This is a genomic window from Devosia sp. (genome assembly GCF_028290645.1).
Taxonomy (GTDB): domain Bacteria; phylum Pseudomonadota; class Alphaproteobacteria; order Rhizobiales; family Devosiaceae; genus Devosia_A.
Map to the genome: position 1 here is coordinate 1 of NZ_JAQGJL010000288.1, position 15,528 is coordinate 15,528.

Consider the following 15,528-nt stretch of genomic DNA (forward strand, 5'->3'; position numbering starts at 1 on the left):
GCCCTCGTCCGCCGCAACTTCGAGACCGCCTGGACCGATGCCGACCGCGAGGAGCAACTGGTCCGCCGCGGCCGCTACGTCGAGTTCAACCTGCTCTACGACCGCGGCACCACCTTCGGCCTGAAGACCGGCGGCAACGTCAACTCCATCCTCTCCTCGCTGCCCCCCGAGGTGCGCTGGCCCTGAGCCGGTCTTACCAACCTTGCCGAAGCTTAAGCCGCCGGAAACTACCGCCCGGACGGGCCCGCTCCTAGATTCGAAGCGCCGGTGCAATCGCACCGCCCACGGTTCCAGCCAGCGCAACGGAGCCGCGATCATTTCGCTGACGAGGAGTTCAAGATGAACAAGACTCTCAAGGGCCTCGGAGCCACCACGATCACTGCGGCCCTGCTTTTCGCCGCCGCCGCCCCGGCATTCGCCTCGACGCCCCCCTTCACCCTCGCCGCCCCCGGCAAGGGCATGTCGGTCAGCGCTTTCGGCGAACAGCTCCAGACCTTCAACCGCGCCGAAGTCGCCGACCTGTTGCACGCCACCAAGGTGACCGTGGTGAGGTTCGATACCGCCTGGGCCGACGGCGGCGATGCCAGCACCGCTCTGGACACCCTCAACTCCAGCGACCAGTCGATCCACCTGCTGCGCGAAGCACTGAAGGCCGACCCCGCCGCCATGCGGCTGCTCGCCGCCAACCACATCTCGGTCAATCAGGTGATCGACATCGCCCCGGCCGGCAAGGGCGCGGTCCAGCTTTACGTCTCCTGATTCACGCTCCAGCCCGCGCGCCCCGGCGCGCGGGCTGCCAGCCCTCCGGCCCCGTCGCTGCCGCATTGTTGTGGCCACATACCCTGCCACCCACGATGGAGCAGAACCATGAAGTCGTTCGAATGTGGCACCCTCGTCCCGGGCTGCACCTGGCACACCGAGGCCAAGGAAAGCGCGGAAGTCGTCCGCCGCGCCGCCGAGCATCTCCGCACCGCCCACGGGGAGGAACTCATCCGTCCCAACATGGTCGACGAGATCAAGGCCCGCATCCACGAGAAGGACGAAGCCCTGCACTGACGGGTTTCATGTCTTGAGGAAACCCTGCCGCCGAACGTCAGCGGCAGGCAGCGGTTGGGGTTCACCTCCCGCCACCCCCACCGATGTCATCCCGGCGAAAGCTGGGACCCATTGCGCAGCCTGAACCGGAGGAGAGTTGGGTCCAGCTTTCGCCGGGATGACACCGAGTATGTTGCGGTTTCAGCGGTCTCGCAGGTCAGCGCCCTCGCCCGTTCAGTGAACTTTGAACCACTCTAGGTGGCTCTCGCCATCCCCAGCAACGCCTGCCGGTCGAGCACGAACCCGCTCTCGATCCAGGCCTGCTCCAGCCGCTCGAGCTCCCGCCCCAGCGCCCGGCCCGGCACCATGCCGAGGCCGACGAGGTCGTTCCCCCCGATCGGAAAGCGCGGCACGTCGAGCCGCCCCAGTTGTTCGATGACCGCGAGCTTGCCGGCATCGCCCCAGTTGGAGAGCGTCGCCGCCACCTCGATGCCGTCGGCCAGCGCCCCCGGAAGCCGATAGGCCGCCTCGTTGAGCCGGAAGTCCGAGATCAGCCGCGCCGCCGTGAGGATCATCTCGGCGGTGCGGATCTCGTCGTTCGACAGCCGCCACATCGCCTGCAGCCGGTCCGCCCCCAGTTCTGCAATGAGGATCGCCAGCCGCGCGCTGTATTCGGGCTTCCGCACCCGCCGCTCATAGGCATGCAGCAGCCGCACCGCCTGCTCCGCTACCGGCAGGATCTCCGCCTCGCGCATTGCCTTCAGCGTATTGGCGACGCGCGGCAGCGCCAGCATCCGCCGCATCTCCGCACCGACCCGCTCGGCCGCCAGGTTCCCCAGCGTATCCGCCGCCGCCCGGCAGGCCGCCAGCCCGTCGCGGTCCAGCTCTTCCCCCGCATGGCTCGCCGAGAAGCGGAAGAACCGATAGACCCGCAGCCGGTCCTCCGCGATCCGCTCGGCCGGCCTGCCGATGAACCGCACCTTGCGCGCGAGGCAGTCCTCGATGCCGTGGAGCGGGTCGTAGAGGCTGCCATCCATATCCGCATAGAGCGCATTGAGCGTGAAATCGCGCCGCATCGCGTCGCGCTTCCAGTCGGTGCCGAACCTCACCACCGCATGCCGTCCATCGGTCTCGACATCCTCGCGCAGCGTCGTCACCTCGGCCGTGAGCGTGTCGAGCATCAGCGTCACCGTGCCGTGCTCGATGCCGGTCGGATAGACCGAAAGTCCGGCGCGCTTCGCCCTCAGCGTCACCTCCTCGGGCAACAGCTCCGTCGCAAGGTCGATATCGGAGGCGTCGCGGGGCAGCTCCAGCAGCGTGTCGCGCACGATCCCGCCCACCGCACGGGTCCGTCCGCCGGCGCCATCGAGTAGCGCGATGATCCGCTGCGTTTCGGGCCGCATCAGCCATTCGGCGCGCCTGAGGCGGTCCTCGATTTCGCCCGACTTGTTCAACCGTTCTCCGGGCTCAATGCCAGATCATGGAAGCGACGTGTAAGGTTCGCTGTTATCCCCCAGATGACAAGCCCGCTGTGCTCGATTTGCCACGTACTGTGCTCCCGCTCGTTCCGCCGGATGTAGAGCGTCGTGAAGCTGCCGGGCGCCATCAGGTAGTCGAGCGGCACCTCGAACACCGATCGCACCTCGCCCGGATTGGGAATGAACGGCCCGCTCGGTTCGACCAGCGCCACCACCGGCGTGATCAGGTAGTTGGTGCCGGTATAGTAGAGCGGCATGAAGCCCAGCACCCGCGCCTCACTGCGGTCGAGCTGCACCTCCTCGGTGGCCTCGCGCAATGCCGCGTCCGCCGCGTCACGGTCGGTCGGGTCGACCTTTCCGCCGGGAAACGCGATCTGCCCCGAATGGGACCTCAGATGCGGCGAGCGCTCGGTATAGAGCACGGAAAGCCCCTCGGCGCGCCGCACCAGCGCGATCAGCACCGCGGCCGGCACCGGCGGCCGAACCGGCGGATTGTCCGGCACCCAGTCGGGCCACAGGTCGGCCCCCGCGTCGAACGGTTCAGGTTCGCGCAGCAGCCGGCCGCTGATTCTGGCAATGAGGGCGTCGTCGTGCGGCACCTGGGCTCCGGCAATGAATGATCGCAGAGATTGCGGACCGATCACCCGATGCGCAAGGGCCTACGACCGCTTGCTCGCGCCGAACGCCTTGATCGGGCCCGCCAGCCGGACCGCCATCGTCGGATCGTTCGAGTTGACCAGCACGCGGCTGGGATCCACCGGACCGGGAAACTCGATGGCGCCGGGCTGCGTCGGCACCCAGCCGAGCGGGCAGTAATAGTCCCGGTCGCCGACCAGCAGCACGAAGCTGCCTTCGCCGCGCTCGAGCGCGATCCGCGTCACTTCCTTGGCGAGGAGCTTGCCGGCGCCGCGCTTGCGGAAATCCGGGTGCGTCGCCAGCGGTCCCAGGAGGTACCCGTCAATGCCTCCGACGCTGATCGGCGTCATCCACACCGAACCGCACGCAACGCCATCCACCTCGGCGATGAGACTCAGCGATGCATCGATCGGAAAGCGCTCGCGCACCCGGAAGGCGGTACGGGCAAACCGGCCGGGGCCGAAGGCAAGCGCCTGCAGGTCCTCGACGAACTGGTCGTCCCTGGGAGTGGCGAAGCGAACGGAGGGCAGGCCAGATTGCGGAGGCGCTGCCTCGGCAGCGACGGAGACGGAAGGCGAGATCATGTGACGGGTCCAGGAATCGAGAGACGAGGACAAACGTGCCAGCGCGCGATTCGCACCAGCCACCGACCGATTACGGTCGTCGGGTCACCTGAAATGCCTTCTCCATCCTGGACGCCTCCTGACGTCTGAAACGCGCATTAGCACCGTGCCGGCCAATGCGTCCACGCAAAATTATGGAGATGCAGCCAAATTTCAAGACCGCAGGCTTCGATTTGCCCGCCCGGCTTCAACGCGCCCCCGGCATCGGCTCCTCGCCGCACGCGTCCGCCGTCTAGCGCTCGACCAGATTGTGGCGTCCGATCTCGGCAATGCCGTTCACCCCGGTAAGCCCCATGGTGACGTCCAGCTCCTTGCGGATGATCTCGATGGCCCGTTCCACCCCGGCCTGTCCTCCCGCGCCGAGCCCATAGACGTAGGCCCGCCCGAGTATGCACCCCCGGGCGCCAAGTGCGAGCGCCCGCATGACATCCTGCCCCGATCGAATGCCGCCATCGAACAGCACCTCGATGTCCGAGCCGACGGCGTCCGCGATCCTTGGCAGCGTCGATATCGAGGACGCCGTGCCGTCCAGCTGGCGGCCGCCATGGTTGGAAACGACGATCGCGGCAGCGCCCGACTTGGCCGCGAGCCTTGCATCCTCGACGTCGAGAATGCCCTTGATGAGCAATTTCCCGGGCCAGATGCTGCGTATCCACTCCACATCCTTCCAGCTCAGCGTCTCGTCGAACTGATGCGCGATCCACTCGGTGAGCGCCTTGACCCTGGCCTTGCCCCTGACGTGCCCCGCGAGGTTGCCGAAGGTCCGGCGCTTTCCCGTGAGGACGCTGTAGGCCCAGGCCGGCTTGGTTGCCATGTTGATCAGGTTCGCGATCTTGATCGCCGGGGGAACCGAGAGGCCGTTCTTGATGTCGGCGTGCCGCTGCCCGAGAACCTGCAGGTCGACCGTGAGAACCAGGGCGCTGCACCTGGCCGCAATGGCACGCTCGATGAGCGAGCGCGCGAATCCCCTGTCCTTCATGACGTAGAGCTGGAACCAGAATGGCTGCTCGACCGCAGCAGCGACGTCCTCGATCGAGCAAATGGCCAGGGTGCGCAGCGTATACGGAACCCCGGCGGCCTGCGCGGCACGACAGGCAAGGATTTCCCCGTTCCCCCGCTGCAGCCCGCCGATGCCGATGGGTCCGAGCGCAATCGGCAGAGCCACCCGTTCGCCCAGCATCGTGGAGCTCGTGCTTCGTCGCGAGATGTCGACGAGGACGCGCTGGCGCAGCAACACCCCCTCGAGGTCCGCGACGTTGGCCCGCAGGGTCTGTTCCGAATAGGAGCCCGCCTCCGCGTAGCCGAAGAAAGCTCTGGGCACCTTCCGGCGCGCCACGCGGCGAAGATCCTCTATGCAGGTCATCTTCGCCATTGCCGGGGCGCGACGAGCCTTGACGCGAGCGGGTGCTGCAGTCCGAACCGACGTAGTGGAGAGCGTATCCATTGCAAGGACCTCATGGCTGAAGTGTCGCGTTGCATGGCATCGTCTGTTTGGCCCGGATGTAAATTCACTAGCGGGTATACTGCGGCAACGGGTAAACTTGCCCCATGCCCCGTTCGACCATCGAGACACGAGAAAAGATCCTGCATGCGGCCTTTCGGCAGTTCCGCAAGACAGGGTTCTTTCGCAGCGGCATAGATGAGATCGCGGCAGCGTCCGGAGTCACCAAGCGCACCCTCTACAACCACTTCCCCAGCAAGGACGACCTGCTGGCCGCCGTGCTCGAAGCCCAGCACAAGCGCTTCTTCATGACCCCCGATCCATACGGCATCAGCCCGACCGGAGATGCGCTGAGGTTCATCGATGACCTGTTTCGCGAGCTGGTCGTCTGGTCGTCGAAAGCGAAATGGGCCGGATCGGGCTACACCCGCCTCGCCATGGAGCTCACGGATCTCCCGGGACATCCCGCGAGGCTGATCGCACGTCGGCACAAGTCCGCCGTTGAAACCTATCTCTCGGGGGTTCTGGCCGACGCGGGCCTCGATCATCCCGACGAGCGGGGGCGCGAACTGATGCTGCTGATCGAGGGCGCCATGCTGATGATCGTGATCCGCGGCGATCGCAGCTATGCGGACGCCGCGGCCGCTGCCGCGAGGACCCTGCTGATGCACCCCCGCACCACCTCAGGTTCCATCGCCGCAGAGCCGGCAGCCCGCTCCCACGAGACGACCTAGAAGTTCACGCACGCCTTCGGCGGCCGGAATTATCTTCGGTGATTTGTCGAATTCCGCACCGGCCGTTCGGCTATGCAGTGACGGCAGGCCAACCGGCCGCCCCAAGCGATTGAGGAGAGAAACATGACCCAGTACCTGGTCGCCATTCACCATCCCGATGACTACGACTCGTCCGTGGAAGACGAGGCCATGCGCGCCGACATCACCGCACTCAACGTCGAGATGGTGGCTGCCGGTGTCAGGATTTTCGTCGGCGGCCTGCAGCCGCCCAGCAGCGCGAAGTCGGTGCGGGCGAAACCCGACGGAAAACTGCTCGTCACCGACGGGCCCTATATCGAGACCAAGGAGCACATGGGCGGTCTCTGGGTGCTGGAAGCCTCGGACCTGGACGAGGCGTTGGCCTGGGGGCGCAAGGCCGCCGTCGCCTGTCGGGCGCCGGTCGAGGTGCGCCCGTTCCACTGACGCCGAGCAGCATGCCTCCAGGGTCCTGGCGGCATGCGGAACAGGTGCCTGCGTTGGCTCAGGCGCGTTTGCCAACCCGGTCAACGCGCTTGGGCCGTCGAATGGCGCGCACTTTGCCGCTGCGCCCGCCTCCGGCGAAGAACCGCTCGCCGCCATCGGACTCCAGCCCCGACCCGATTGTTGCCGGCGGCATGCTGAGCTTCTCCATCACGGCTCCCGTCTCCGGATCGACCCGCCTCAGTTCACTCTCCTCGCCCTCCCAGGTGCCATGCCAGAGCTCGCCATCCGTCCAGGTGACGCCGGTGACCATCCGGTTGGACTCGGTGGTGCGCAGAACCGCCCCTGTGCCGGCATCGATCTGGTGGATCACCCGGCCGCGGTGCTGGCCCACCCAAAGCGTACCCTCCGCCCACGCCAGTCCCGAGTCGCCGCCGCCCCCGGGTGCCGGAATCGTCGCCAGCACTTCGCCGGTCTTCGGGTCGACCTTCTGAATGCGGTCCTCGGCAATCTGATAGAGGTACTCTCCATCGAACGCTGTTCCAGCGTGCGCGGCGATATCGATGACGCGCACCACCTCGCCGCTTTCGGGATCGAACGCGTTGAGCCTGTCGCCGCTGGCAAACCACACGAGTTCGCCATCGAAGGTCACTCCGGCGACCTCCTCGACGCCAGGAAAGGGCCCATACTCGCGGAGGATTTCGGCTGCTGAATGTTTCATCGCTTCACTCTAGTCGTCCCGGCAGGGGACCGGGGAGTAACAAGGTCGTCGGGAAACCCGGCACCGACGGAGTCGTCCATCGGCGGGCCCGGCCATTTCCGAATGCCTGCGCCTTGCCCTCGATGGCAAGCGCATCCAGCGCGCGTTGCACGGTGCGCGGGCTCGTTCCGAGCGCAATTGCCAGTGCCGAGCTCGACCACGCCTCGCCATCGGCGAGGAAGGCAAGCACCGATCCATACTGTTCGTCGACTGGCGGAGCCAGCACCACGACGTCGCGTGCGCTGCGCGGCGACAGCGCAAAGCCGCGCTTGGTCGCGCTCACCTCCGCGATCGGCGCAAGCTCGGCGCGAAGCCTCCCCATCTCGACCCGCAACCGCGCGCGATGGGACTCGTCGACATGCCTCGCCCCGAAGGCGCGGGCGAGCAGTGCGCTTCGCGGCACGTCCGCGGGCCATGCCTCCGCCATCGCTCGCACCAGCGCCAACAGGACCGGACGCGTCGCCAGCGAGATCGCCACGTCATCATGCCGCACCACGTTGCGGCACGCATCCACCACCAGCGCCCCGGAACCGAGGAGGGCTTCGACCTCCTCCAGCCGCAGCGGGCGCTCCTCGCCGCGCGCGATCCGGCGTGCCATCGGTGTGACGAGTGCGATGGATGCGCTCTCGACCTCCGCAATCAGCGCGGGAATCCCCGCCTCATGCGCGGCGCGCTCCGCCCCGGCAAGCGCTGCCCGGGCCGGCGTCGTCTTCAGGCGCCGGATCGCGATGCCCGCAACCGTGAGTTCATATGCCGCCCTCGACGCCGGCGGGAGCAACGCGGCGTCGAGGTCGTCGAGCATCCGCTCCGCCTCGTCGAGGTGGCCGACGAGCAGCAGCCGCCGAGCCTCGATGTTGCGCGCATGCGCGGCATTGATGCGGTCGCCCCGCGCTTCGAGCGTCATCCGCGCCGCCTCGAGGGCTTTGGACGGCCACGAGAGGTCGCGCGACACCAGTGCGATTTCCGCTTCGGCGACGACACACCGCGCACGCGCCACCGCTTCCCGCGGGCCAAACCCCCGCGCCGCGCTCTTCAGCAGGGCCTTGGCGCGAACCAGGTCGCCCAGCCGCGCCATCACGATGCCGCGCAGCGCCAGTGCCGGCGGGTCGTCACGCAGCGCCACCCGCTTCAGCGCGCCGAGCGCGTCACCGGCCGCCAGGGCATGGGCAGCTGCCGTGATCACAGCATCCATTCAAATCCCGCCACACTTGTAACTCTCGCCCCTTCGAAGACCGGGGCTACACCCCGGGTCACCAGCCGCGGCCACACCGGCCGCTGCCAGTCAACCAGGAGCACCAGATGCTTGATACCATCGATCTTCATGATTTCTCGACCGTGATCCTCGTGGATCAAACCCCCAGGGCCGCGTTCGACGCCATCATCAATCCGCGTGCCTGGTGGGGCCAGGACATCGACGGCAACACCGACACACTCGGTGAAGAGTGGAGCTATCGCTACAAGGACATCCACTACAGCAAGCACCGGACTGTCGAACTCGTTCCCGGCCGCAAGGTCGTGTGGCACGTCGTCGACGGCACGCTGAACTTCGTCAAGGACAAGTCGGAGTGGCAGGGCACCGACCTCGTATTCGATATCGCCGAGAAGGACGGCAAGACCGAGGTCCGCTTCACGCATCGCGGGCTCGTGCCGACCGTCGAATGCTTCGACGCCTGCTCCAGTGGCTGGAGCGGGCTCATCACCCGCAGCCTGCGCAACCTGATCGAGAGCGGCGGGGGAACTCCGGACGACTTCGAATAACGGTTCGATGGCGGGCAGCCCCAGGCGCTGCCCGCCCCTCCGCGGATGGCCCCGAGGCTGCCGGCGGGCCATGGTTCTCATTGCAAATCAGATGGACAGGAGTGTCCACGGGCTGAATAGTGAGCAGATGGTTCAAAAAAACGTTGCTCTGGTTCTCGGCGGTGGTGGGGCCGCCGGAAATGCGTGGCTGATCGGTCTCATCGCGGGCCTCGCCGAAGCTGGTGTCGATCTGACAGAGGCCGCCGATCTGGTGATCGGCACCTCGGCCGGCGCCAATGCGGCAGCGCAGGTACGCAGCGGCATACCGCCGGCTGATCTGCTGGCCGCGGTGCTGTCTCCGCCGCCGGTTCAGCCGGCCGGACAGAACCGGCCGCCGCCGCCGTCACTGCCGATGGAAACGGTGTTCGAGCGCATGCGCGCCATTTCCGCCGCCGCCACCACGGCAGCCGATCTGCAACGGGCGATGGGCGCGTTCGGGCTGGAGAGCGACGCCAGATTCGGACCGGAGGTGGCGCAACAGCGGCGCGCGCTGGTCGCCGCCAGATTGCCCCGCCCCGACTGGCCGGAGCGGCCGATGATCGTGGTGGCCGTCGACGCGCACACCGGCGAGCTTGCCGCGTTCGACCGCGATTCCGGCGTCGAGCTGGCTGACGCGGCCACCGCGGCCACCGCATTGCCCGGTGCGGGGCCCACGCACAGCATCAACGGTGTGCGTTACATCTCCGGTGGCGTGCGCTCCGCCGACAATGCCGACCTTGCCTCCGGCTATGCGAACGTGATCGTGCTCTCGCCGTTCGGCGGACGGACCGGGCCGCTGCCGGCAGGCCAGTTCGAGGGCCTGCGCAGACCGCCGGGCGCGGACCTCACAAGCGAGGTCGAGGCCCTGCGCAAGCAGGGCAGCCGCGTCGAGGTCATCACCCCGGACGCCGATTCCCGAGCCGCAATGGGCACCAACCAGATGGATCTGGCGACCCGCATCCCCTCCGCCCGTGCCGCTTACGCCCAAGGCAAGCAGGAAGCGACCCGCCTCACGTTCCTCTGACGATGGTGACGCCCGGCCCGACGACGCCGAAGGGCATGCCCGAACCTATCGCAGGCTGAACGGGGGGTAGGCGTCCGTCACCAGCAGGAAGGCATAGGCCCACACCCGCGTCGCCCACCGGACGACGCCCACGACGAAGTCGAACAGCCCGCGCGGATAGCTCCCCGTCACGAGGATGATAACCCATGCAATGATCGTCACCACCACGACTACGATGCCGAGCACGAGCAATGCAATGTAGTGGGGCATGGCGAGCAGCCATTTGACCAGCGGCAGCCAGCGGTTCAGGTCGCGCTCCACCTCGGGATAGGTGACCTCGAGGTGAACCGACTGGGCATCGACCGTGGACGGATACCGGTCGGTCAGCAGCAGCAGATAGGCAGTCACCCGTGCCCCGAACCGGCCCAGCTCCAGGGCGAAATCGAACCACCAGCGCGGGTAGCGCTGCCGGAACACGATCATCAGTGCCGTTGCAACGAAGAGGCCCGCCGAAACGCCGCCGGCGCCCGTCTCGACCACCGTGCCGGCCTGGTTGACGACGCGATAGGTGTCGGTACCGGTGAGCAGCGTCAGGATGACAAGGATCGGAATGGCCCAGATCAGCGGCAGTAGCGTGGAGAATCGGTCCAGGTGTTACGGATAGTCGATTTCGAGGCGAGACGCATAGGGAGTGGTCTCAGGCATTTCGTACCTCGCGCGCCGGGGACAACCTCGTGGCCCCGGGGCGAGCAGGGTCGACGTGGACCAACCGTTATCAGAGTCCGCAACGGCACACCAATTCGCCGCACCGGCGGGGTTCCCATTCGAGTTGTCGCGGCGCGCCAGTGCAACCCGGCCGCCGGTCGGCGGTTAGGGTCCGTCGGAGCCATCCCGCGCTCCGCCCGCAAATGTCCTGCGGAGGCGTGGCCTCGGCGCAGTGAACGCTTCACAGTGAGGACCCAGCATGACAACCATCGGTTTCATCGGCAGCGGCCATATCGGCAGCACCCTGGCGCGACTGGCGGTCGCGGCCGGCTATGACGTCGTCCTCTCCAACTCACGCGGCCCCGAAACGCTGGCCGATCTCGTCACGGAACTTGGCCCCCGGGCGCGGGCGGCAACCCCGGCAGAGGCAGCGGCGGCCGCCGACATCGCGGTCGTCACCATTCCGCTGAAGAACTACCTGCAGGTGCCGGTAGCCGAACTGGCCGGCAAGACCGTGATCGACACCAACAACTATTACCCGCAGCGCGACGGCAGGATCGCCCGCCTCGAGGACGAGAGCACCACCAGCAGCGAACTGCTGCAGGAGCACCTGCCGGCCTCGCACGTCGTCAAGGCGTTCAACAACATCACCTACAGCCACCTGGCGACCCGCGGACGCCCGGCCGGCGCCCCCGACCGCACCTTTCTCCCCATCGCGGGCAATGATGCGGAGGCGAGGAAACAGGCCGCCGGGTTCCTCGACGCCATCGGCTACGGCGTCGTGGACGTCGGCCCGCTCGCCGAGGGCTGGCGCTACCAGCGCGACACCGCAGCCTATCTCGGCGACGGCAACCCCATCAGCGAATCGGACCCGAAAACCCGCCTCGCAGCAGCCATGCGCTACCGCGACATGCGGTAGCGCCCCCCGTCGTCAACCCGGCAAGCGGGCTTCACCTTCGTTGAGCCGCAGCAAGATCGAAGCGACCAGGTCGCGCATCCACTTGTGAGCCGCATTTGCAGTCGAGCGCTTGTGCCACACCCCTACGATCAGCGCGGGGTCGATGGGAAACGGCAGCGGATAGAGCTCAAGTCCCAGCGCCGGGGCGACCTTTTCTGCAAACTGCCGGGGGACGAGTGCAATCAGGTCGCTTTCGCTTACGGCGCGGCAAACGCCGGAAAAAACCGGCATCGTCATGACGACCTTTCGTTCGCGCCCCGTCCGTGCGAGCGCGTCGTCGCCCATGGCCCGGAGTTTTCCTTCGGGGGAGAACAGCACGTGGCCCAGTGTGCAGATGAGGTCCAGGGGCAGTACCTCGCCAGGGGAAACCTGCGCTTTGGCGATCTCGGGATGACCCTTGCGGGCGATCGCGGTGAAGCTCGACCAGAACAACGGCTTCCGGTCCGTCCAATCGGGGAAGCCGGCATCCGGTATCAGGGCCATGTCGGCTTCGTAGCGCTCGAGGGACGTCACGTAGCTTTGGGGGACGAGATCGACGAGTTGTACGCGCATCCCGGGCGCCCGCGTCTGAAGCGCATGGGCCAGCTCCGGCATGAGGCATTCGGCAAAGAAGTCGCTGCCGGCCAGTTTGAACGTCTGCGAAGCGGCAGCCGGATCGAAGGCTGCCGGTCCCGCCAGGAGCTGCTCCAGCCGATCGAGTTCCTCGTGCACCGGCATAGCGAGCGAGCGCGCATAATCGGTGGGCGACAGCCCCTGCCCCTGACGAACGAAAAGCTGGTCCTTCAGCGAGAGACGCAGCCGGGCAAGGGCCCCGGACACCGCAGACTGTGACATCCCCAGCCGCTCGCCGGCCTTGACCGTCGACCCTTCCCGCAGGATCGCGTCCAGCACTCGGAGCAGGTTCAGATCGAACGTCGCAAAATTCATTCTGCCGATAGCTTCTATGTGATCAATCGATTTCTCACATACCCTCAATGCCGGTAGACGATCAACAGCGAGGGATGCCCGTGCCCGCTGAGGGAACAAAGCAGCGGCCCGGCACAGCCTTCGATTCACCGGCCCGCCTTTGGGCACAGAACAAATCTGGCGCTCACACCTGACCAGGCATCGAAAATGCAAAAACCGATCATCTACCACATTCCGGTGTGCCCATTCTGTCAGCGGACCGAAATCCTGCTGAACCTGAAAGGGCATCCCGACGCCGTGGAGTTCCGCGTCGTCGACATCACAAGGCCACGGGATCCCGTGCTGCTGCAGAAGACTCGCGGGACCACCGCCCTCCCGGTCATGGAAACCGAAGACGGGGGCATCCTCAAGGAAAGCCTGGTCATTCTGGATTACCTCGATGAAACGATCGCCGGCGGGCGACAACGCCGGAGCGATCCGTTCGAACATGCGATCGAACAAATGCTGATCGCAAAGGAGGGTCCTTTCACCACCGCGGGCTACATGCTCGTGATGAACCAGGACCGCGATGCGCGACAGTCCCATCAGGACAAGCTCCTGAAATTGTTCCTTGAGATCAATGATTTCCTGATGGAACACAGCCCACGCAGCGATTTCCTGTTCTCGAATTTCGGGCTCGCCGAAGCGGTTTTTACCCCGATCTTCATGCGGTTCTGGTTCCTCGAATTCTACGAAGGCTTCGACCTGCCGGCAGGCCCGGGGTTCGATCGTGTGCGCCGCTGGCGACAGGCCTGTCTTGCCCATCCCGCAGCGCAGCAGACCTCTCGCGAAGAGGTCGTGAAACTCTACTACGATTATGCTCTCGGCGCCGGGAACGGTGCGCTGCTGCCGGGGCGCGAGAAGTCGAGCTTCGTGCTCGAACCGCACTGGAAGACCCGCCCCTACCCACCGGCCGAAAAATACGGCCACCCGGCGAGCGATCGGGCCTTGGGGTTGCTCTGATCTGCAAGGTTCGATCGTCCACACATGACCGGCCGCAAGCGAGCCGCTTCCTGATCAGCCCAGGGGCATCTATGAGATTGCAGCTTTGCTGGGGGACGTTCATGCAGGGTATCGAGCTTTCGCGCCGCTTCTACTTCGATGTGGTTCGGCCTTGGTTGAGTTCCGCTGCGCCCGGACTCCAGCATTCGGCTGCCCTGGTCGGATATGGCTCGGAGTTGCTTGGTCTGGATGACGAGATGTCGAGGGACCACAACTGGGGTCCCAGGGTTCATCTGTTCATCGATCGCGGAAGCTTTGACGATCATGCCCACCGGCTGGTGAGCGAGTTTTCGACGGCCGCGCCGACGCACTTTCTAGGGGAGCCGATCGGATGGCGCAGCCGGCCTCATCCCCCGGCAAGCGGCAAGGATGCCGTTGGCGTCCTGGAGCACGGCCTCGAAATCCACACCCTGGAGGCTACGCTGGAACGGCTGCTGGCCGTTCGGTCCGTGGACAACCTTGGTCCGCTGCATTGGCTGGGTTTCGCCGAACAGCGGCTTCTCGCCTTCACGGGAGGTGCCGTTTTCCACGATGACGACAAGCGCCTGACCAGTGCCCGAACCGCACTGGCCTATTTCCCGGACGACGTGTGGCTTTACAAGATCGCCTGTCAGTGGCGGCGTATTGCCGAGGAGCAGGCCTTTGTTGGCCGAGCTGGACAGGTTGGCGACGATCTCGGCTCCCGTGTCGTCGCGAGCCGGCTCGTGCGTGACGTCATGCGCATGGCTTTCCTGCTCGGCCGCCGCTATGCACCGTACTCGAAGTGGTTTGGTAGCGCGTTCGGAAAGCTGCCCTTTGCCGAAATCCTCTCGCCGCTGTTGCAGCGCGTGTTGCTCGCCGAGCGATGGCAGGAGCGCGGAGAGGCACTGGCCTCGGCCTATCTTGCGCTGGCGCATCGCCAACTGGCGGACGGCATCGGCGGCGAGTTCGAGCCGGTCATTGGTCCCTACTTCGAACGGCCTTTCACGACGATCAATGCCGACGACCTGGTCGAGGCAACCATCAGGAGGATCGAGAACCCTAGGGTCAAGGAGCTACCGGTCGTCGGCTCCCTGGACCAGGTGAGCGATCTGACCCCCCTGCTCGAGAATCCGTCCGCGTCGCAACGCATGATGACGGCGCTGTTAGGCTGACCCGCAAGCGTCTGCGCGGGCGAGGAGAAAGGCCGCTTCCCGGGCGTTGCGGGTGAGACTCGCCGCTGCCTCGAATTCGTAGCGGGCCTCGGCGAGGCGTCCGGCCCGGAACAGAAAGTCGCCTCTGGCCGCCGGCAGGGGCGCATAGTGGCGCAGCGCGGCGGCGTCGCCGATCTCGTCCAAAAGGCTGAGGCCCGCTTCGGGCCCGAAGGCCATGCTGTGGGCGATCGCGCGATTGAGATCGACCACGGGCGACGATGCGACGACGCGCAGCCGGTCATAGAGCGCGGCGATGCGCTGCCAGTCGGTATCGGCGGCCCGCCGCGCGCGGGCGTGACAGGCGGCGATCGCGGCTTGCAGCACATACGGGCCCCAATTCCCCCCACTGCCTGCGCCCAGCGCTTCGGCGCGGGCCAGCGCATCGAGGCCCCGGCGGATCAGCAACTGGTCCCAGCGCGCGCGATCCTGCTCGGTGAGCGGTACGAAGCCGCCATCCGGGCCGCTGCGCGCCCTGTGGCGCGACGCCTGGATCTCCATCAGGGCGAGGAGGCCGAACACTTCGGCGTCCCCGGGCATCAGTCCGGCGAGGATGCGGCCGAGCCGTTGCGCCTCTAGGCAAAGGCCCGGCCGGACGAGGTCGTCGCCCGTCGTCGCCGCATAGCCTTCGTTGAAGATGAGGTAGATGACCTCGAGCACCGAGGGCAGCCGCGCCGCCCGTTCGGCGCCCCGCGGCACCGCGAACCTCAATCCGGCCCGGGTGATGGCCTTCTTGGCGCGGACGATACGCTGCGCGATCGTCGCCTCGCTGGTGAGGACAGCGCGGGCGATCTCGTCGGTCGT

General features: G+C 66.5%; 19 protein-coding genes. 10 read left to right on the forward strand and 9 right to left on the reverse strand.

Annotated elements, in window-relative coordinates; translation table 11 throughout:
- The 3 genes from JWQ89_RS15450 to JWQ89_RS15460 all read left to right on the forward strand — a co-directional run.
- Positions 1-186 (forward strand): coproporphyrinogen III oxidase (locus JWQ89_RS15450; RefSeq protein ID WP_299642410.1); only part of this gene is annotated, 186 nt, incomplete at its 5' end.
- A 153-nt stretch (positions 187-339) separates the two neighbouring features.
- Positions 340-759: a hypothetical protein gene (locus JWQ89_RS15455; protein WP_299642411.1), complete on the forward strand. Its 420-nt coding sequence runs from the start codon at positions 340-342 to the stop codon at positions 757-759.
- A 108-nt stretch (positions 760-867) separates the two neighbouring features.
- On the forward strand, positions 868-1,056 hold the full coding sequence (locus JWQ89_RS15460; RefSeq protein WP_299642412.1) for a DUF1059 domain-containing protein: 189 nt from the start codon (positions 868-870) through the stop codon (positions 1,054-1,056).
- A gap of 233 nt (positions 1,057-1,289) precedes the next feature.
- Here JWQ89_RS15460 and JWQ89_RS15465 read toward each other — a convergent pair whose 3' ends face one another.
- From JWQ89_RS15465 to JWQ89_RS15480, 4 genes are all read right to left on the reverse strand, one after another.
- Positions 1,290-2,489 carry a CCA tRNA nucleotidyltransferase gene (locus tag JWQ89_RS15465; protein WP_299642413.1) on the reverse strand — a complete coding sequence of 400 codons (1,200 nt, stop codon included), beginning with the start codon at positions 2,487-2,489 and terminating at the stop codon, positions 1,290-1,292.
- On the reverse strand, positions 2,486-3,112 hold the full coding sequence (locus JWQ89_RS15470) for a CoA pyrophosphatase (RefSeq protein WP_299642414.1): 627 nt from the start codon (positions 3,110-3,112) through the stop codon (positions 2,486-2,488). Before JWQ89_RS15470 ends, JWQ89_RS15465 begins: the two co-directional genes overlap by 4 nt.
- A gap of 60 nt (positions 3,113-3,172) precedes the next feature.
- Complete coding sequence (locus tag JWQ89_RS15475) at positions 3,173-3,733, reverse strand: N-acetyltransferase (RefSeq protein ID WP_299642415.1); 561 nt, start codon at positions 3,731-3,733, stop codon at positions 3,173-3,175.
- A 271-nt stretch (positions 3,734-4,004) separates the two neighbouring features.
- Positions 4,005-5,144: an alpha-hydroxy acid oxidase gene (locus JWQ89_RS15480; RefSeq protein WP_299642416.1), complete on the reverse strand. Its 1,140-nt coding sequence runs from the start codon at positions 5,142-5,144 to the stop codon at positions 4,005-4,007.
- A gap of 176 nt (positions 5,145-5,320) precedes the next feature.
- Between JWQ89_RS15480 and JWQ89_RS15485 the strand changes: the two genes are divergently transcribed.
- Positions 5,321-5,947 carry a TetR/AcrR family transcriptional regulator gene (locus JWQ89_RS15485; protein ID WP_299642417.1) on the forward strand — a complete coding sequence of 209 codons (627 nt, stop codon included), beginning with the start codon at positions 5,321-5,323 and terminating at the stop codon, positions 5,945-5,947.
- 123 nt (positions 5,948-6,070) lie between these two features.
- Positions 6,071-6,409, forward strand: a complete 339-nt coding sequence (locus JWQ89_RS15490; RefSeq protein ID WP_299642418.1) for a YciI family protein — start codon at positions 6,071-6,073, stop codon at positions 6,407-6,409.
- 58 nt (positions 6,410-6,467) lie between these two features.
- On the opposite strand, the gene JWQ89_RS15495 is transcribed toward JWQ89_RS15490, so the two are convergent.
- Positions 6,468-7,127, reverse strand: coding sequence for a glutamine cyclotransferase (locus JWQ89_RS15495; protein WP_299642419.1), 660 nt, complete (start codon positions 7,125-7,127; stop codon positions 6,468-6,470).
- A 4-nt stretch (positions 7,128-7,131) separates the two neighbouring features.
- On the reverse strand, positions 7,132-8,358 hold the full coding sequence (locus JWQ89_RS15500; protein WP_299642420.1) for a helix-turn-helix domain-containing protein: 1,227 nt from the start codon (positions 8,356-8,358) through the stop codon (positions 7,132-7,134).
- A gap of 107 nt (positions 8,359-8,465) precedes the next feature.
- Here JWQ89_RS15500 and JWQ89_RS15505 point away from each other — a divergent pair, with 107 nt between their 5' ends.
- On the forward strand, positions 8,466-8,924 hold the full coding sequence (locus JWQ89_RS15505) for an SRPBCC domain-containing protein (protein ID WP_299642421.1): 459 nt from the start codon (positions 8,466-8,468) through the stop codon (positions 8,922-8,924).
- Between the two features lie 70 nt (positions 8,925-8,994).
- Positions 8,995-9,966, forward strand: a complete 972-nt coding sequence (locus JWQ89_RS15510) for a patatin-like phospholipase family protein (protein ID WP_299642422.1) — start codon at positions 8,995-8,997, stop codon at positions 9,964-9,966.
- A 45-nt stretch (positions 9,967-10,011) separates the two neighbouring features.
- Here the strand turns inward: JWQ89_RS15510 and JWQ89_RS15515 are convergent, their stop codons facing one another.
- Complete coding sequence (locus tag JWQ89_RS15515) at positions 10,012-10,485, reverse strand: DUF4389 domain-containing protein (RefSeq protein WP_299642423.1); 474 nt, start codon at positions 10,483-10,485, stop codon at positions 10,012-10,014.
- Between the two features lie 424 nt (positions 10,486-10,909).
- Here JWQ89_RS15515 and JWQ89_RS15520 point away from each other — a divergent pair, with 424 nt between their 5' ends.
- Complete coding sequence (locus tag JWQ89_RS15520) at positions 10,910-11,569, forward strand: NAD(P)-binding domain-containing protein (protein ID WP_299642424.1); 660 nt, start codon at positions 10,910-10,912, stop codon at positions 11,567-11,569.
- 12 nt (positions 11,570-11,581) lie between these two features.
- Here the strand turns inward: JWQ89_RS15520 and JWQ89_RS15525 are convergent, their stop codons facing one another.
- Positions 11,582-12,535, reverse strand: coding sequence for a LysR family transcriptional regulator (locus JWQ89_RS15525; protein WP_299642425.1), 954 nt, complete (start codon positions 12,533-12,535; stop codon positions 11,582-11,584).
- 186 nt (positions 12,536-12,721) lie between these two features.
- Between JWQ89_RS15525 and JWQ89_RS15530 the strand changes: the two genes are divergently transcribed.
- The gene (locus tag JWQ89_RS15530) at positions 12,722-13,516 is read left to right on the forward strand and encodes a glutathione S-transferase family protein (protein ID WP_299642426.1); all 795 of its coding nucleotides are present in this window, start codon (positions 12,722-12,724) and stop codon (positions 13,514-13,516) included.
- Between the two features lie 101 nt (positions 13,517-13,617).
- Positions 13,618-14,688: a DUF4037 domain-containing protein gene (locus JWQ89_RS15535; RefSeq protein ID WP_299642427.1), complete on the forward strand. Its 1,071-nt coding sequence runs from the start codon at positions 13,618-13,620 to the stop codon at positions 14,686-14,688.
- On the opposite strand, the gene JWQ89_RS15540 is transcribed toward JWQ89_RS15535, so the two are convergent.
- Positions 14,680-15,528: DUF6596 domain-containing protein (locus JWQ89_RS15540; RefSeq protein WP_299642428.1), on the reverse strand; the 849-nt coding region annotated here is incomplete at its 5' end. The two genes, JWQ89_RS15535 and JWQ89_RS15540, sit on opposite strands and share 9 nt — an antisense overlap.